This window comes from Parasphingorhabdus sp., from assembly GCF_036963805.1.
GTDB lineage: Bacteria > Pseudomonadota > Alphaproteobacteria > Sphingomonadales > Sphingomonadaceae > Parasphingorhabdus.
Genome location: NZ_JBALUN010000001.1, coordinates 19,362 through 37,024, shown reverse-complemented (window position 1 = coordinate 37,024; position 17,663 = coordinate 19,362). Strand labels below are relative to the sequence as shown.

Below are 17,663 nucleotides of genomic sequence, written 5' to 3'. Positions count from 1 at the left end.
TCAAATTCTATAGGGTTCAAGAACAAGATCACGGCTGACAATCACGCGTATGGGATACCCTGATCTAATCGTTATCGTTGGCGGGACAGCCAGTTGCCGCGCCACAATTTCTTCGCCTGTACGCCCTGCTGTGTCAGACACACCGTCTCTTATGGCGCGCGCAATATCGCTGTCACCAGCAGACCCGGCTTGTGATCCCACCGAGAGCAGCGTCGACAGCCCAGCAGCCAATGCAAGGCGGTCAAAATGATAGTCAACGCCGTCCTGTAATCCGGCAAAGCCTTGCGCATCGCTGGCTGGCAATTCATCAAGGACAAGTGACTTGCCATTTGGCAGCAAAAGCCGGGTCCAGAGGATGGCGAGCCGGTTTTGTCCAAAACCAACATTGCTTTGATAGCTGCCAACGAGCTTCGCACCTTGCGGGATCAGCACATGATTTCCGGTAAGACTGTCATAGATGTTCTGAGTGATTTGAGCTGTGACCTGTCCCGGCACATCGGAGCGAATACCGGTCACCAACGCTGCCGAGAGGATCGAACCTGATTGAATGAGAAACGGGCTGGCGGGCTTCTGGAGGCGATGCTGGCTTACAGTTGGTTCCTTTCCACGCGAATTACTAGGACCGCTATCCACAGTTGCTGGAGATTGATCTGACGCTGCTACTGTTTGCGGATTGCCTTCCTTGCTTTCGGTAAAAAGCTGGCTCGCCAAAGCAGATTCCTTTTGCCGCTGGCGCTCGGCTATCGCCGGATCAACCGGTGGCGGAGCTAATTCTGCTGGCGGCAGTTCATATCGTGCGCCCGCATCAAGGATCGGCTTACCCAGATCACCGGGCAGCGGCGGACCTAGCTTGGGTATGGCCGAATAGTCTTTTGGCAAAGCCGCCAGGCTCTCCGCAGAAGGTTTCTGATTGGTTGCAAAAAGCTCGCTTGGGCCAATACCGCCACTGCCAGACTGCAGAGCGAAGATAGCAGCCGCGCCGATAATGATCGAAAAACCGCCGCCAAGCGCAATGAGCGCCTTGCGCGACAATCGCGTGACTGGAATATGTTCGGGCCGCAGTCGCAGCAATGGCTTTGATCTGGGATCGGCCTTTACATGATCGCCGCTGCCATCAGGCGGGATTTCATTTTCGTTAGTCGCAGCTTCGGTCATCGCCGGTTCGCTTTCTTGCGGCGCTTGATGCGGACAATTTTCTGTTTTTTTGCGCCAAGGCGTAGCTCGGCTACCCTAAAAAGCCTGTCCACAATTATGTGATTATTTCGCACACGGTAATTGACCAGTTCAGCATTTCCACTCGCGCCAAGGACAAATAGCGGTGGCAACTCGCCCATACCGATATCACTGGGAAAAGTGATAAACACCTGACGGCCGTCGTCAAAGACACGGACCGGCCGCCAGTCGGGCTTATCACCACTTATCTTGTAGGCAAAATTGAGATTGTCGAGCGACATTCCTGAGCCAAGCGGTTCGGTTGATCGCGGCCAGCTCGCGCTATTTGCGAGCGCGCGCAGCTCATCTTGCGGATATGTCCAGCTTACCGATGCCATATAGGCTTTGGGCGTGGAATTAAGCTCCAGATGATAGGTGCGCCGGTCGGTGTTGATAATCAGATTTGTGGATAGACGGCTTGACACCGGCTTCACCAATATATGGACGCGGGCATTTGCGCCGCTGCCGCTGATCGTATCGCCGATGATCCAGCGCACAGTATCGCCTGCTGCCACCGGCCCAGACCCAATCAGCCGCTCGCCGGGCTGTAGCGCGATGTCGCTGATCTGGCCGGGCGCGGTATAAACCTGATAAAGCGACCCTTTGGCCCAGGGGTAAATCTGCACGGCGTTGATAAAGCCCTCGCCTGCTGGCTGAACGCGGGCTTTCTTGTTGGCTTCGGCTATCCGGGCAAGCGGCGAAGCCAATTTGCGCTTTGTCTTCTCGCGTTCCAGCTTTTTCATCTGGCCGGGTAATATTGCCGGTAAGGTAACAGCCTGTGGCTCGGGCGGCGGCGGAATAAGCAGCCTTGCTGCGCTCATCTGCGCAGGCGGCATGTACCGCGCCTTATCGCCGCTATGGCCGCAAGCAGAGAGCGCCAGCGGCAAGACCATTGAACAGAATAACAGTTTGTGGGGGGATAGCATTGTCATAGCTCCTTTGACCAGTTGAGGGCATGGACAAATATGCCCAGCGGGTTTTTGCGGATGTCTTCGGGGGTGCGTGAGGGCTGAATATGGATGGTCGCAATTGCGCTCCAGCGTTCGGTGCGGCTCAATTGGCCATTGTCATAATGGCGCTCGATCCAGGCTATGCGGAAGGATTTGTCCGATGCGCGTATGACGCTCGCGACCTCGACGGCCACCTGATGCTCGCCAATTTGCGCAAAAGGATCATTCGCCTTGGCATAGTCGTTAAGCGCAAGTGCGCCCTTGTCAGTCACATAATCATAGGCTCTAAGCCAGTTCTTGCGCACAATGATCGGGTCGGCGGACACCGAGCGCACATGTTCGATAAATTGCGCCAGATGCCAGGCAATTTGCGGATCGGTCGGCTGGTAATCGGCCGAAGCTGGCCCGGCGGCCTGTGCCTCGCCGAGTTTGTCGACTGTTACCACCCAGGGAACCACGGTGCCCTGCAGCGACTGATAGACCAGCGCGCCGCTTGCGCCGGCTGCCAGGGCAAGGCAGCCAAAGGCCATAAGGCGCCAGTTTCTGGCTTGCACGCGGGCCGAGCCAATCCGGTCATCCCATATCTGACCTGCACGCCGGTAGGGCGTTTCAGCCTCGGGCGTGGTCGCGTATCTTATGGCGGGTCGTTTAAACAAGCGCATCAGTCTTCCTTCACATTGATCTGGGTGGAGCTGCCGCCGCTATCGGATGAACGTGCAGCATGGGCAGCGAGTGTCGCGCCGCTTTTCATATCCTGCGCGCGGTGCATTTTTTTAGCCCATTGTGGCTGGGTTTGGTCTTGGGCTGATGAAGCGCTGCTCTCAGCGCCCGCAGCTGCTCCGCTTGCACGGGCCTTGCCATCAGCAAAGCTGCTGCTGATATTCTGCCCTGCCCGGCGCAGCGGACTGGCAGCCTCGGATGCAGCAGCTTTTGCGCCGCCTGCTATCCCTGCGCCGGTCTTACCGCCCGATGCCGCTTTGGCATCCGAAAACCCGCCAGAAGCTGCCCCTGAAATAGCTGCTGCTTTCTTGACGCCGCCCATCGCAGCGCCGCCAGCCATGCGCGCACCGGCAGCGCCTGCCACGCCCGCTCCTGCAACCGCAAGACCAGTTCCAACCGCAGCGCCTGCACCCAATTGCGGACCACCCGATATCAGGCCGTTGGCAATGCCAGGACCAAAGAGCGCGAGACCGAGCATGGACAATGCTGCGAGGATCAAGACGGCCGCATCTTCGAGTGTGGGCTGCTCACCCGCAAAACCAGCGGTAAATTCGCTGAATATCGTAGTGCCGATACCAATGATGACAGCAAGCACCAGCACCTTGATGCCTGAGGCCACGACATTGCCGAGCACGCGCTCGGCGAGGAAAGCGGTTTTGCCAAAAAGGCCGAAGGGAATGAGGATGAAGCCCGCAAGCGTGGTGAGTTTGAATTCAATGAGTGTGATGAAGAGCTGGATGGCAATGAAGAAAAAGGCAATCAGCACGATAAACCATGCCAGGAGCAAGATGACGATCTGCACAAAATTCTCGAAAAAGGAAACATAGCCCATCAGCTCGCCGATGGATTCAAGCAGCGGCCTGCCTGCATCGAGACCTACAGCGGCGATTTTTCCGGGTTGCAGCAAATCGGCTGCGCTCAACGCGCCGCCAGTGGCCTTGAGGCCAAGTCCTGCAAAACTGTCGAAGATGATATTGGCAAGCGCGTTCCAGTTGCCGATAATATAGGCAAAAGCGCCGATGAACAGAGTCTTCTTGATTAGCCGCGCGAGGATGTTGTCCGGTTCGCCAAAGGTCCAGAATAATGCCGCGAGTGTTACATCAATGACGATCAGCGTTGTCGCCAAGAAAGCAACCTCGCCTTGAAGCAAACCAAAGCCGCTATCGATATAACGCGAAAAGACATCCAGAAATCTGTCGATAACACCTGTTGATTGCATGATGCTATTCCTTGTTTCTATCAGGCAGATCGGAGAGCAGTTCTTTCGACTGCCCGAAGAAGCGCTGGCGGTTTAATATCCAGGCGCGGCGGCATTTGGTGTCATCCATTGCTTTGCTTTGCGGCAAGCTAGAGCAGCGGCGCAGTTCAACGGAAAGCGGATCGGGCTGCGCCAGATGACTGGCAGCAGGGCCGCTCGCTTCCGGCGATCCGACCGCGCGGAAAAATCCGGCGGCGATGCCGATGACAAGCGCGAGGCCAGCCATTCCGACAGCCACACGCTTCAGCAATGGATGACGTTCCTCAGTCACTTGCGAAACAGGCGGACAGTGGATTTCTGATAGCTGTTCTCGCCGCTTAGGAAGCGCTTGAACTGTTCGCGCGCCTGCGCTTTTGCACTCGACTTCGCCGCAGCATCCAATATTTGTGCGCGGCCATTAGCAGCAAGAAGTGCGGTCAAGTCCGTTAGCTGCTTCAATTGCAGTGCCTGCAGTTGATTGCCGGCCTGCGCTGCTTGCAATGCGCCAGCTGATCCTTGGCTGCTGGTGATCAGGTCGTTGGTCTTTGCGCGGGTCAAATCAATCGATTGCACAATGCCCGCCTGAACGCGAAGTGCATCTTGAAAGCCGCCGATACTATCGGCCCAGCGCCCGCGTGCCTGATCTACGAGCTGTGCATCCGAGCCGGTCAGGCTGTTTTGGTTGTAGCGTTTGGAGAAGGCCTCATCGACCTTCTGGACATCATAAGCAATGCGCTGCGCGTCTTTCAGAAGACTTTGCGTAGCTTGCACCGATTTATCGACCTCGGCCATGACCGACTTCGGCAGCTTCTTGAGATTGGCGGCTTCGTTGAGCAGCGACTGCGCTTCATTTTGCAGCGACTGGATCTGGTTTCTGATCTGTTCGAGCGCGCGCGTCGCCTGCAGCAGGTTTTGCGCATAGTTGGTGGGGTCATATACAATAATGGCATGCGCTGGCGCAGGGAGCATGGCAGGCACCGTCAATGCGGTCGCCGCCATCATGGCAATCATGCGGTCACGAAATTTTGTATTTTTCATTTCTATTCTCCTTCGGGGGTTAGGGTGGGTAAAAGGTCGGCGGCCCAACCGAGCGATTTGTGGCGCAGCCACGACACAGCGAAGGCCGCTGGGTCATCTCGCGATAGGATTTCAGTCATCGCGGCATGATCGGTTTTGGAAGAGCTGGCGCAAAAGGCGAGTGCGACCGGGCCAAGCCCTAAATCGAACATCCGGTTGCCGTCGCGGCTCTGGGCATAATAATCGCGCTTGGGAACGCTATGCGCGGTCATCTCTATCTGCCGGTCATTGAGACCAAAGCGGCGGTAGATCGCAGCAATCTGAGGCTCCAGCGCGCGGTCATTGGGCAGGAAAACCCGCGTCGGGCAGCTTTCAATCAAGGCGGGCGCGAGGGCGGAGCCATCGATGTCGCTGAGGGACTGGGTCGCAAATACGACGCTGGCATTTTTCTTGCGCAGCGTTTTGAGCCATTCGCGCAATGTCGCGCCAAAGCCAGTGTCGGCGAGCGCTAGCCAGCCCTCATCAATGATGATCAGCGCGGGATCGCCGGTCAGCGAACATTCTATCCGGTGGAACAGATAAGAAAGGACCGCAGGCGCAGCGGCAGATCCCATAAGGCCTTCGGTCTCAAAAGCTTGCAAACCGGACTGGCCCAGCCTTTCTTCGTCGGCATCGAGCATTTCACCCCAGCTGCCGCCCAGACAATAAGGCGCAAGCGCCTGTTTGATCCGCTGGTTCTGTAATAATATCGACAAGCCGGTAAGCGTGCGCTCCTGCAGCGGCGCGGATGCGAGGGACTGCAAGGCGGTCCAGACATGATCCTTGACGTCGGGATCGATAGCAACCCCCTCATGCGCCAAGATCGAGGCTATCCAGCCCGCCGCCCATGTACAGGTCGCGGGATCGTCAATATTACGCAGCGGCTGCAAGGTGATCGGGCGCGCCTGCTCCGTGATGTTGCCGCCCAGGTCCTGCCATTCGCCGCCCATTGCCAGAATGGCCGCGCGGATTGAGCCGCCAAAGTCAAAGGCGAATATCTTGGCATTTTCATAGCGCCGGAATTGCATCGCGATGAAACCCAGCAATACCGATTTGCCCGCGCCAGTGGGGCCAACGACCAGCATATGACCGACATCGCCGACATGACCCGAAAAGCGAAACGGCGTCGAGCCTTGCGTCTTTGCCAGAAACAAAGGCGGCGCGTTCAAATGTTCATTGATCTCCGGACCGGCCCAGACCGCAGAGAGCGGCATGAGATGCGCGAGATTTAGCGTCGAGACCGGAAAGCTACGGACATTGGCATAGACATGGCCCGGCAAGCTGCCCATCCAGGCTTCGAGCGCATTGATATTTTCCTTGATGCAAGTGAAATCGCGCGACTGAATAATTTTCTCGATCTGCGCGAGCCGCGCATTGGCACCGGTCGCAGTATCACCCGATACCGTTATTGTAATTGTGATATAGGCCGCGCCAACATAGTCTGCGCCCAATTCCTGCAGCGCCTGATCGGCATCCTCGGCTTTGTTCGCGGCATCGCTGTCGAGCAATACCGACGCCTCATTGGTCATCACTTCCTTGATGATCGCCGCAACCGATTTACGTTTTGCAAACCATTGACGGCGGATTTTGCCCAGCAGCTTTGTCGCATCGGTCTTGTCGAGACACAGCGCACGGGTTGACCAGCGATAGGGAAAAGCGAGCCGATTCAGATCATCGAGCAAGCCCGGGGTGGTCGAGCCCGGAAAACCAATCACAGATAGCGTGCGCAAATGCTTGTCGCCGAGTTTCGGTTCGAGCCCGCCAGTGAGCGGCTCATCGGCAATCAGCGCATCAAGATAGATCGGCGCTTCGGGTAGCCGCACCTTCTGGCGCTTGGTGGAGATACAGCTATGCAGGAATGACAAGGTCTCCTCATCATCGAGCCAATATGCTTCGGGCATGAAGGTCTCGATAAGCCCCAATAATTGTTGGGTGCGGTCGCTGAAGGTTTTGAGATGTTCGCGCCAGTCAAACTGGCCCTCCTTCTCGCGGCCTTCATAAAGCCAGGATTCACCTGCGGCCTTTTGATCTTCGGGCGGAAGCCACAAAAGCGTCAGTACATAATCGGATATGAAATGCGCGCCCTCTTCTTCAAACCCGGCGCGGCGTTCTTCATCGACAATGGCAGATGCCGCGTCGGGAAAAAGGCTTGCCGGATAATCGCCAGCGGGCAGCCGCTGCGCTTCGACAAATATCGCCCAGCCCGAACCCAGTCGGCGCAGCGCATTATTAAGCAGTGCGCTTGCACCCACCAGTTCTGCTGGCGTCGCGCTATCAAGATCGGGCCCGCGAAACCGCGCCGATCTTTGCAAGCTGCCATCCTTATTAAGCACAATGCCGGGGGCGACCATGGCCGCCCAAGGAAGATAGTCAGCGAGCAATTTGGGCTTGCGGGCATATTCGGAGAGATTGAGCATCGCTGTCACACTCCCAAGTAGCTGGGATAACGGGGATGGCGCCGAACGACGTCGACAAATTGCACATCGCGTTTGGCTGCCCAGACAGAGATGAGATGGCCGATAAGGCCAAAGAGCAGACCCACAAGCCAGAGGCGAAGCCCCAATCCCAGAGCCGCCGCGATGGTACCATTGGCGATGGCGACAGCTCTGGGCGCGCCGCCGAGCAAGATCGGCTCGGCGAGCGAACGGTGAAGGGGCACGGTTAATCCGGGAAAATCAGGGGAGGAATTTTCCATCAGATTACAGCCCCTCCACCGAAGGAGAAGAAGGAGAGAAAGAAACTGGAGGCAGCAAAGGCAATCGACAGACCAAAGACGATCTGGATCAACCGGCGAAACCCGCCTGCCGTATCGCCAAAAGCCAGCGTCAGTCCGGTGATAATGATAATGATCACGGCCATGATCTTGGCAACCGGGCCTTGTATCGATTCAAGGATCGATTCCAGCGGCGCTTCCCACGGCATGCCTGAGCCTGAAGCATAAGCGGGGCTGGACATTGCGATCAGCGTTGCCGCAGCAATGGCGCAGGATGCCAGACGGGGTTTGTTGATTGTCATAAAGCTATTCTCCGATTGGGGTGAGTTGATAATCGCCGGCGCTATCGAGGCCGGTGACTTGGCTAAGCTCGGCCAAGCGGCGCTGCGATCCGCGCCCGGCAAGAACGGCAATCAAATTGATGGTTTCGGCAATAAGCGGGCGCGGGACGGTAACGACCGCCTCTTGAATCAGCTGCTCCATCCGGCGCAGCGCGCCCAAAGCAGAACCGGCATGAATGGTTCCAACACCGCCGGGATGTCCTGTGCCCCAAGCTTTGAGCAGGTCGAGCGCCTCGGCTCCCCTCACCTCGCCAATAGGAATGCGGTCAGGCCGCAAGCGCAGCGCGGACCGGACAAGATCAGACAGGCTGGTTACGCCGTCCTTGGTGCGCAGCGCGACCAGATTGGGCGCAGCGCATTGCAGCTCGCGCGTGTCCTCAATCAGCACCACGCGGTCATCGGTTTTGGCAACTTCTGCTAGCAGCGCATTGACCAAAGTCGTCTTGCCGGTTGATGTACCGCCTGCGACCAGAATGTTGGCGCGCGATGCAACGCTGTCACGTAATGCGTCGGCTTGCGCATCGGACATGATGCCTGCCGCCACATAATCACCGAGACTGAACACCGAGACGGCGGGTTTGCGAATGGCAAAACATGGCGCTGCGACCAGCGGTGGTAGCAAGCCCTCAAACCGTTCGCCGGTTTCGGGAAGTTCTGCGGAAATACGAGGCGATGCGGCGTGGGCCTCGGCACCGACATGATGGGCTATTAGCCGGATGATGCGTTCGCCGTCGGCTGCGCTTAGAAAGGAGGATGTTTGGGCAAGGCCTGTGTCCAACCGGTCAAGCCATATCCGGCCGTCCGGATTGAGCATGATTTCCACGACTTGTGGTTCAGCAAGCCATTCGGCAATTTCTGCGCCCAATGCGGTGCGCAGCATACTGCCTAGCCTTGTTGGCGTTATAGAAATGACTGCGCCTGTTTGCATGAACCCCGTCTCCTGATTGCAGCTGCGGAATTGCAACTGCGTGGGTGGGGTTCAGCTAAAAAGCAGCTTTTTAGAGTAGTTCAACAATCGTGAGGGCGTAGTAGTGCTGCAGCGTATAAAGACTTGGTATGGCGAAGCAGCGTTAACAATTTTCAACCAAACGGAACGATAGAATTTCGACTCGGTGCGCCAAAAAGCGCAAGAGGCTAAAGCGCAATCAATAACATGTGTAGTTGCTGGTTAGTCCGAGTCTATGGGATCGATTTGCTGCTCAATATCTCCAGCAAGGCTGCGATGCCCGCCAACGCGCTCTCCAAGTGCCGCAATGAAATCCGCATGGCGACTTTGGCCCAATATCCTAGCTGCCTTCAATTCACTTTCGGGCAAAGGCGGCGTGGTGGTCAGCCAGAATTGAACGAACAGCGATATCGCTTCATTGGATATCTCAACATCACGTTCTAGTCGTTCGAGCTGGCGCGACATTCGATCCAATCGCCGCGTTAAAGCTGCTTCCATGCGCTCGCTGCTATCCGGCGACAGATAGGATGCCAGGGCAGTTTCTACGACAAGCGCCTGTGTCACCCGCTTGCGTGCGGCGTAGTCCACAAGATGCGATGACAGTTTAGGCGGCAAACGGAAAGTATGTTTTATACGCATATTCTAGTTCCTTACAGATCAATTCCATCGTTGGGATTGAGACTGGCAGCGCGCGCCAGTCTGAACGCCTGCCGCTGGACCGCGCTTTCTTCGCTTTCCGGTTCGCTATCATCAAAGGTAAATTCAGATTTTGGTTCTGGTTTTGATACAACCGCATCATGATCTGAAAGCTCCGGGTTCCGACGAATAGCTCCGTCGCTATCAGCCAGTTCTTCCTCGATCAGTTCTTCGCCATCCATGAACAACAATTCCGGCTTTGGAAGCGATGTCCAGTCTTCGTAATGCGCCGCCCCGTCTGCCGATGAGCGGAATTCTGGGGGCGGCAAAACCCGGCGCTGCAAGGCAGGATCGGTATAATATCTGGTTTTCTTGGCGCGGATTGGCGGTAGTCCAGAGAGCATGACGATTTCATCGTCGGGCGGCAGTTGCATGATCTCTCCCGGCGTGAGGAGTTGCCGGGCGGTTTCCGAGCGCGATACCATCAAGTGACCGAGCCATGGACTGAGCCGGTGGCCGGCATAGTTTTTCATGGCGCGCATCTCGGTAGCGGTGCCAAGCGCATCAGACACCCGTTTTGCGGTGCGCTCGTCATTGGTCGCAAAGCTCACCCGCACATGGCAATTGTCCAGAATTGCATTGTTAGGGCCATAGGCCTTTTCAATCTGGTTGAGCGATTGTGCGATAAGGAAGGCTTTGAGGCCATAGCCCGCCATAAATGCCAATGCGGACTCAAAGAAATCCAAACGACCCAATGCCGGAAACTCATCAAGCATGAGCAGTAATTTTTGCCTTTTTGTACTGCCGCTCAAATCCTCGGTCAATCGCCGCCCGATCTGATTGAGCACCAAACGGATCAGCGGCTTCGTTCGGCTAATGTCAGACGGAGGTACGACCAGATACAGCGTCACAGGCTCATCGCCATTCACCAGATCAGAGATATTCCACTGACTGCAGCGTGTAACTTGCGCCACAACCGGGTCACGATATAGGCCCAGGAAGGACATGGCGGTCGAAAGCACGCCGGATCGCTCATTTTCCGACTTGTTAAACAGTTCGCGCGCCGCAGATGCCACAACCGGATGCGGACCGGCTGCACCCAGATGCGCAGTGCTCATCATGACCTTTAGTGTGGCCTCTATCGGCCTTTTGGGATCGGAGAGGAATGTTGCCACGCCAGCGAGCGTCTTGTCAGCTTCCGCATAAAGAACGTGCAATATCGCGCCGACTAGCAAGGCATGGCTGGTCTTCTCCCAGTGGTTGCGCCGTTCAAGCGAGCCTTCAGGGTCAACCAGTATATCGGCAACATTCTGGACATCGCGGACTTCACTTGCGCCCCGCCGGATTTCCAGAAGCGGATTATAGGCATCGCTATCAGCATTGGTGGGATCGAAGAGCAGCACGCGCCCGAAGCGCGAACGATAGCCAGCGGTCAGCCCCCAGTTCTCGCCCTTGATATCATGAACGATGGCGCTGCCTGGCCAGGTCAGCAATGTTGGCACAACCAGCCCGACGCCTTTGCCCGATCGCGTAGGCGCAAAACAAAGCACATGCTCCGGCCCGTCATGGCGAAGATACTGGCCGCGAAAACGCCCCAACATAACGCCGTTTTGTTCAAACAGCCCCGCGCGCGCCAAATCCCGGCGGTCAGCCCAGCGCGCCGATCCGTATGTTTCAGCACGTTTCGCTTCCCGCGCCCGCCAAACGGACATGGCGATCGCGATGACAATGGCGATGCCTGCGCCGGATACAGCTATACCGCCTGCCCGCAGGAATATATCCGGTGCATAAGCCTCAAAAGCAAACCACCACCACAGAAAGGCAGGTGGCGGATAGACCGGATAGTCCGTTAACATGAACCAAGGCTCGCCCAGTTCAGCCTGATACCCAAGACGCGATGCTGCATATTGAGTTGCTGCCCAAACGCTTGCAAAAATTATACTGAACACCGCGATAATTTGGCCCCAGAGTATCTTCGTCATGGCAATCGAACTCCGCAAAAGCACGATTTTTCTAGCTAGACGTGAGTCAATTCAAGTATAGCATGACACCGAATGTACGGCCGCGTGTATTAGCGCAGAAAAACAGGTTCTAGCGCTAATGACTGCAACTGGGTGGATTACGGTCATTCCAAAAACCAATATATAGCGGTAGCTTTTGGGCCGATTGCGGACTGTCGGCTTTTGAACGCTTTTCCATAGAACCAGTCGTCCTTATGGTTGCAAACCTATCGGTGTCCGCGCCGACTTGGTACCTGATCGAAAACTAAGAGTTTGGCATCCGACAAACACACGTGCCTATAAATTGCTGTTCGAAAAAACGGGCCGCTATGCTTCCATAGCTTATACAGCTTTCTGCGGTGCAAGCGCGTGACAAAGCAAACGTCGAACCCTTCGCTGTGCGCGCGACGGTATGTTAGCAGGGATCAAGCCAGACGGGCACGAAGCAAATCCATTAGTATCCGAACATAGCTTTCCAGTAACGAAAAATCTGTGGTCGATCTTGCATAGGACCATAGTCCTTGGCTGGAGGTTACGAGGAATTGTGCGAGTTCATCGAAGTTGGGATGAGAAATACCAGTTTTTGAAACACCTTTTGCCCGCTCAAGTGCAATCAAGAATGCAGCACGCAATTCCTCGCTATGCGCATTGACCATTGCCTGAACAACAGCTTCATGCGGACCAACTTCTGTCATGCTGTTGGCGATAAAACATCCCGGCCCAGGCATGCCGCGCTTCTTGTGCATCGCAATGAAATGCTGAAAATAGGCCTCAATTGCCTCTAGTCCCGCTTGTTCAGAATATAAAATAGCAATGGCTGGTGCCGCGATTTCCTCGCGATAATGATCAAGGGAAGCGCGAAACAGCTCGGCCTTGCCGCCAAAATCCGAGTAAATACCGCCGCGCGCCACACCTGTCGCCTTGACCAGATCATCCATCGAGGTGACGTGGTAGCCGTTTTCCCAAAACAGCCTCATTGCGTTTGGTAGCAGCTTTTCTCTTGACTCCAGTCGGGGGCGTGGCATTTGTGATCCTATTTATAGAATGGTCGTTCTTATACATTTTGCAATCGCAACGGCAAAGAAAAAAGTCGCAGGCAGGTTTAAGCTGATGAAGGTATTTTGGTGAAAGAAAAGGTGTTGATTTTGGGCGCTGGTCCGCCGGAGGGTGTTGGCGGTGCCTTGGCGCGGCGCTTTGCCTGCGAAGACATGCACATTATTATATCAGGCCGAAGCCTTGAGAAAATCGAGCAGTCAGCCAAGCAGATCAACGAATCTGGAGGATCAGCGGAAGCCAAAGCCACCGACGTTACCTCCCAGAATGATATTGCCGCACTGTTTGATAGCGTTGCAGCAGATGAAGCACCGGTTGCGGCGGTCATTTATAACGCCGGTGGTAATTTTCCGACGCCATTTAGGGATTTGTCGGCTGAGCAGTTTGAAGCTTTTTGGCGTGTGGGTTGCTTTGGAGCATTTTTAGCAGCAAAGCGGGCCTTGCCAATATTGGAACGACAGGGAAAGGGCAGCTTGCTTTTCACCGGCGCATCGGCATCATTGCGCGGAAAACCCATGTTTGGACAGTTTGGGTCGGCGAAAGCGGCGCTGCGCAATCTGGTGCAAGCCCTGGCGCGGGAATATGGCCCCAAGGGCGTACACGTCGCCCACATCATTATTGACGGCGTGGTCAATGGCGAGCGGGCGCAAACGCATTTCGGCGAGTATCTCGAAAAGCTTGGCCGCGATGGTGCGCTTCACCCCGATGCGATTGCCGATGCCTACTGGATGATACACACGCAGCAACGCTCGGCCTGGACACATGAGCTGGATTTACGTCCCTTCAGCGAGAACTGGTGAGCGAATATGTCAGCGCTTCCCCGAAACCTTTTCTATGCTGCCGCTGTGCTCTGTCTGTTAGGCCTGCTCGCCCACGAGCTGGTTGGCGCACCGATGGTTCTGGAGCCGTTAGAAAATGCCGGGATTCCAGCTGACATTGTGTGGTTGCACCATTTCTCGTGGCATGTCGGATCGGTAGCTGTGGCAGCGATGATAGCGATGTTCGTTATGGCGGGCAGGAAGCGTGAACACCTGATCCTGGCAGGTTTTGCCACCGCGATCAGCTCCGGATTTGCTTTACTCGGGATAGGATTGGCGATCTTCGGTAACAGCGCCCTCTGGACGACACCCGCGCCCTATCCGTGGACCCTTGTTGCGATAATCGGATGTGCTGGGTTAGCAGCTGCAAGGAAAACGACATGAGCCAGACCGACTGGACCTTTGGCGGCGAATGGCCGTTTGAACCCAAATGGTTTGATACGCCCGGTGGCAAAATGCACTATATAGATGAAGGCCCGCGCGGCGGACGTCCCATCATCATGGTGCACGGCAATCCGACTTGGGGCTATCTCTACAGGCGCTTTATCAAGGAGGTGATTGCACAGGGCTACCGCGCCATTGTCATGGATCATTTGGGCTTCGGGCGTTCGGACAAACCGGCTAGTGAAGCGACTTATGCGATCCCCAGACATGCGGAGCGCTGTGAGACTTTGCTGGAATCACTAGATCTTCAAGACGCGATCATGGTCGTGCAGGACTGGGGCGGGCCGATTGGTTTGACCTTCGCGGCTCGCCGCTCGGACCGGGTGGCGGGATTGTTTATCCTGAATACATTTTTTGCGCGTCCGCTAAAAGAAGTACCCCTACCGCGCATCATTCGCGCTTTTCAGACACCTGTGCTCGGTGATCTGATTGTTAAGGGCGCGCATGCTTTTGTAAGAGGCTTTCTGTTCAAAACCGGTTTAAACGATCCCTCTCGTCTCACAAAAACCGACAAGGCAGCCTATCTGGCGCCGCATCCAACATGGTCCTCACGCACAGGGGTTTTGGCATTCCCCCGGCAGATACCGTCCGGTCCAACCGGCGCGGTTAGCGATTTTGTAGCGGAAGAAGGCGCAAAACTGGCGAAAGCTTTCGCAGACAAACCGGTAAAAATTGTCTGGCCGATGAAGGATGTCGCATTCTCGATTGAAACGCTGGATAATATGTGGCTACTTGATTTTCCAAACGCTGATGTGACACGCATCGAGGATTCCGGTCATTATATTCAGGAAGAAGCACACGAGATTGTAATCCCTCTGCTGCTGGAATTTGTCGAAGAAATTACAAAGCCAACCCAGCATGGATGAACGAACCCACCATATGGTCACTTCAGCGGCAGCGCCTTTGCTGCTGAAAATGGCAACACCCAATATGATAGCATTTTTTATACAGTCTTCGGTGAGCATCGCGGAAGTCTGGATCATTGGGCAGCTTGGAACAGGCGCGCTTGCCAGCATTGCCTTGGCCTTTCCATTGCTTATGCTGATCCAGACCATGTCTGGCGGGGCAGTCGGCGGGGCGGTAACGTCGTCTATCGCCCGCGCTTTGGGTGCAGGTGACCGGGATCGCGCCCAAACACTTATCTGGCATGGATTTGCAGTGGCGGCGATCGGAACCATGCTGTTTTTGATATTGTTCTTGATAGGCGGTCGTTCGCTCATCACCTTTTTGGGGGGTAGCGGCGACATATTAGAACAAGCTGTCGACTATTGCCTGATAATTTTTGGCGGCGGATTGTTCATCTGGTTGGTAGCCGTTGTTGGTTCGGTCTTTCGCGGAATGGGCGATATGAAATTGCCAGCCATACTCATGACCGCAGGTGCTTTTATCCAGGTCCCCCTGACAGCTACTTTGGTATTGGGGCTCTTCGGTGCGCCGCAAATGGGGATAGTAGGTGCGGCTATTTCGGCGGTGGTGAGCGGTTTCCTGATCAGCTCAATCATGCTCATCATTCTCGCCAGAGTCGGACGCGTCATTCAACTGGACATTCGGTATCTTTCGTTTTCGCGTGCCTTGTTCAAGGATATTTTCAAGGTAGCTGTGCCTGCTTCCATGTCTCCGATCATTACCATCCTTATCATCTTGAGCCTCACTGCTATGGTCGCGACTTATGGTGAGGCTGCACTCGCTGGATATGGCATTGGGTCGCGGATCGAATTTCTGCTGATCCCGTTAGTATTTGGAATTGGAGCGGCGATGACCTCATTGGTTGGACTAAGCATTGGCGCTGGCAATATTGACCGTGCTGAGCATATTGGCTGGACGGGAGGTATTTTTGCAGCAGGCCTGACCGGCGTCGTAGGTTTGATGCTGGCGCTTTTCCCAGAGATATGGATTTATGCTTTCACAAAGGACCCGGCAACCTTCGAAGCCGCTCGCGATTATATCCGGATAGTAGGGCCGTTTTTTGCCTTCCAGGGATTAGGATTATCGCTTTACTTCGCTAGCCAGGGAGCCGGTACCTTGCGTTGGCCAGTTACCGCTATATTTGTCCGTCTGGGCCTTGCGGTTGGCGGGGGTTGGGCTTTGGCATTTTGGTTAGAGTTGGGACTGCAAGGCGTATTCATCGCCTCAGCCGGTGCTATGACGGCGTTTGGTATCATAATTGCCGTATCGTTGAAGCTTGGTGCATGGCGAGGCCAGACGAACTAAGCACTCGATCGATCTGCGTGAGTGACTTGCCTCGACCCAAAAGTCGTTCAGGTCTCGTGATATGAGCTGAGGGCCTCAAGTGCTCGTGTAAGACTTCACGAATTTTATCTTTAGTAACATTTTCAATAGCCATTCTAAGAACTTAGTGTGCTTCTACAAAGCCCGAAAATCTAGTTGCAAGTAAGTTCGATGAAAATCTGCATTCAACAGCCGGATGATGGGCGAGAACGTTCGCTGTTATGTTGGAGAACCATTCAAATCAACGGCAAAAATGGGGCGCAAAGCGGACGTAAAATCGCGCTAATGCGAACGTCTGCTGCTGGGGCGGTTGCCGACCAGCCGCTCTTATTCGGCATCTAATCAGTTGAACGGCAAAAATTGGGTGGTAAGCGGTCTTACAATCGCCGCAACATGGACGGCCGCTGTTGGACCGAGAGGAGACTGTCCGATATTGGTTTCTTACATATTGAAAGCGGCCGTTCGGCTAGCAACCCCGTTGTGATCGTTTGATGTGATTTCGGCTCTCCTCCCAAGCTACGGCAATTGTTAGGCGATCTGTGCCATCGTTGGCGAGGAGTTATGTGCTCTCAATCTGCGCGCGGAATCGGGACGCCTGGCCAAATCCTAGGTGTTGAGTAGAGTACGAAAAACCGGAGATCGAGCAATTGCGACCCGCGCTTGAATTGCTTCCGGCTTTGATCGATCAGCGATCGGAACGATATTCTTCTTGAATGGGGGATAGTTTCGCCTCAACAAGAACGAGGGCATCTCGCGCGAAATTTTCGATCTCTGTTAGCTCATGCATCGTCCTTGCATATGACCACAGGCCCTGGGACGCGATCGTGAGGAAATTGGCCAGGCTTTCGATTTCGCTCGGAGACAAGTCGCAACGCGCCTGCCCGACCGCGCGGCGCAGCGCCGCTTTGAAGCCCTGCTGCAACTTTGCTTTGTGGGCTGAAACCTCTCGATCCACCGCCTCAGAATGCGGTGCAACTTCCGTGACGACATTGGCAATGAAACACCCCGGCCCGGGCAATCCATGCTGGCGATGCTTGTCTATGAAGTAAGAAAAGTATTGCCGGATCGCTTGCAATCCATCTTCCTGATCATTGAGGATGGCGATTGCGGGGCCTGTAACCACTTTGCGGTAGTGAGCCAGGCAGGATTGGAACGCTTCTGCCTTGCCCCCAAACTCGGAATAGATGCCACTGCGCGCAACTCCCGTTGCCTTGACGAGGTCATCTACAGACGTAGCGTAATACCCCTTCGTCCAGAACACCCACATGGCATTCTGCACTAGATTTTCCCTTGACTTTAATCGCGGTC

The 17,663-nt window shown here is 55.3% G+C and carries 18 protein-coding genes; 4 read left to right on the top strand and 14 right to left on the bottom strand.

Translation table 11 applies throughout. The features are described from left to right. The 13 genes from V7676_RS00205 to V7676_RS00145 all read right to left on the bottom strand — a co-directional run bounded on the left by V7676_RS00205 (window position 1) and on the right by V7676_RS00145 (window position 12,788). Window positions 1-1,155 (bottom strand): TrbI/VirB10 family protein, encoded by a 1,155-nt coding sequence (locus V7676_RS00205; protein WP_335657646.1) that lies wholly within the window; start codon window positions 1,153-1,155, stop codon window positions 1-3. Continuing rightward, the gene (gene trbG / locus V7676_RS00200) at window positions 1,152-2,144 is read right to left on the bottom strand and encodes a P-type conjugative transfer protein TrbG (RefSeq protein WP_335657645.1); all 993 of its coding nucleotides are present in this window, start codon (window positions 2,142-2,144) and stop codon (window positions 1,152-1,154) included. The genes V7676_RS00205 and trbG overlap by 4 nt, the downstream gene beginning before the upstream one ends. After that, the gene (gene trbF / locus V7676_RS00195) at window positions 2,141-2,818 is read right to left on the bottom strand and encodes a conjugal transfer protein TrbF (protein WP_442955401.1); all 678 of its coding nucleotides are present in this window, start codon (window positions 2,816-2,818) and stop codon (window positions 2,141-2,143) included. The genes trbG and trbF overlap by 4 nt, the downstream gene beginning before the upstream one ends. Window positions 2,819-2,823: 5 nt before the next feature. After that, complete coding sequence (gene trbL / locus V7676_RS00190; protein ID WP_335657643.1) at window positions 2,824-4,101, bottom strand: P-type conjugative transfer protein TrbL; 1,278 nt, start codon at window positions 4,099-4,101, stop codon at window positions 2,824-2,826. A gap of 4 nt (window positions 4,102-4,105) precedes the next feature. Next, window positions 4,106-4,411, bottom strand: coding sequence for a putative entry exclusion protein TrbK-alt (gene trbK-alt, locus V7676_RS00185; RefSeq protein WP_335657642.1), 306 nt, complete (start codon window positions 4,409-4,411; stop codon window positions 4,106-4,108). Beyond that, window positions 4,408-5,157 (bottom strand): P-type conjugative transfer protein TrbJ, encoded by a 750-nt coding sequence (gene trbJ / locus V7676_RS00180; protein WP_335657641.1) that lies wholly within the window; start codon window positions 5,155-5,157, stop codon window positions 4,408-4,410. The genes trbK-alt and trbJ overlap by 4 nt, the downstream gene beginning before the upstream one ends. Before the next feature lie 2 nt (window positions 5,158-5,159). Then, entirely contained in the window at window positions 5,160-7,592 is a 2,433-nt protein-coding gene (gene trbE, locus V7676_RS00175) for a conjugal transfer protein TrbE (protein ID WP_335657640.1), read from the bottom strand. A gap of 5 nt (window positions 7,593-7,597) precedes the next feature. After that, window positions 7,598-7,870, bottom strand: coding sequence for a VirB3 family type IV secretion system protein (locus V7676_RS00170; protein WP_335657639.1), 273 nt, complete (start codon window positions 7,868-7,870; stop codon window positions 7,598-7,600). Next, window positions 7,870-8,190 (bottom strand): TrbC/VirB2 family protein, encoded by a 321-nt coding sequence (locus tag V7676_RS00165; RefSeq protein WP_335657638.1) that lies wholly within the window; start codon window positions 8,188-8,190, stop codon window positions 7,870-7,872. The genes V7676_RS00170 and V7676_RS00165 overlap by 1 nt, the downstream gene beginning before the upstream one ends. A gap of 4 nt (window positions 8,191-8,194) precedes the next feature. Then, on the bottom strand, window positions 8,195-9,157 hold the full coding sequence (trbB, locus tag V7676_RS00160) for a P-type conjugative transfer ATPase TrbB (RefSeq protein ID WP_442955379.1): 963 nt from the start codon (window positions 9,155-9,157) through the stop codon (window positions 8,195-8,197). 240 nt (window positions 9,158-9,397) lie between these two features. After that, the gene (locus tag V7676_RS00155; protein WP_335657637.1) at window positions 9,398-9,814 is read right to left on the bottom strand and encodes a CopG family transcriptional regulator; all 417 of its coding nucleotides are present in this window, start codon (window positions 9,812-9,814) and stop codon (window positions 9,398-9,400) included. An 11-nt stretch (window positions 9,815-9,825) separates the two neighbouring features. Then, window positions 9,826-11,799, bottom strand: a complete 1,974-nt coding sequence (locus V7676_RS00150) for a conjugal transfer protein TraG (protein ID WP_335658868.1) — start codon at window positions 11,797-11,799, stop codon at window positions 9,826-9,828. A gap of 437 nt (window positions 11,800-12,236) precedes the next feature. After that, on the bottom strand, window positions 12,237-12,788 hold the full coding sequence (locus tag V7676_RS00145; protein ID WP_335657636.1) for a TetR/AcrR family transcriptional regulator: 552 nt from the start codon (window positions 12,786-12,788) through the stop codon (window positions 12,237-12,239). A gap of 147 nt (window positions 12,789-12,935) precedes the next feature. Here V7676_RS00145 and V7676_RS00140 point away from each other — a divergent pair, with 147 nt between their 5' ends. The 4 genes from V7676_RS00140 to V7676_RS00125 are packed head-to-tail and all read left to right on the top strand — an operon-like array spanning window position 12,936 to window position 16,337. Further along, the gene (locus V7676_RS00140; RefSeq protein ID WP_335657635.1) at window positions 12,936-13,664 is read left to right on the top strand and encodes an SDR family NAD(P)-dependent oxidoreductase; all 729 of its coding nucleotides are present in this window, start codon (window positions 12,936-12,938) and stop codon (window positions 13,662-13,664) included. 6 nt (window positions 13,665-13,670) lie between these two features. Then, window positions 13,671-14,066: a hypothetical protein gene (locus V7676_RS00135; RefSeq protein WP_335657634.1), complete on the top strand. Its 396-nt coding sequence runs from the start codon at window positions 13,671-13,673 to the stop codon at window positions 14,064-14,066. Further along, a complete protein-coding gene (locus V7676_RS00130) occupies window positions 14,063-14,992 on the top strand; it encodes an alpha/beta fold hydrolase (protein WP_335657633.1) in 930 nt (309 codons plus the stop codon). Before V7676_RS00135 ends, V7676_RS00130 begins: the two co-directional genes overlap by 4 nt. Further along, entirely contained in the window at window positions 14,985-16,337 is a 1,353-nt protein-coding gene (locus V7676_RS00125; RefSeq protein WP_335657632.1) for an MATE family efflux transporter, read from the top strand. Before V7676_RS00130 ends, V7676_RS00125 begins: the two co-directional genes overlap by 8 nt. A 703-nt stretch (window positions 16,338-17,040) precedes the next feature. Here the strand turns inward: V7676_RS00125 and V7676_RS00120 are convergent. Next, a complete protein-coding gene (locus tag V7676_RS00120; RefSeq protein WP_335657631.1) occupies window positions 17,041-17,634 on the bottom strand; it encodes a TetR/AcrR family transcriptional regulator in 594 nt (197 codons plus the stop codon). Window positions 17,635-17,663: the final 29 nt, after the last annotated feature.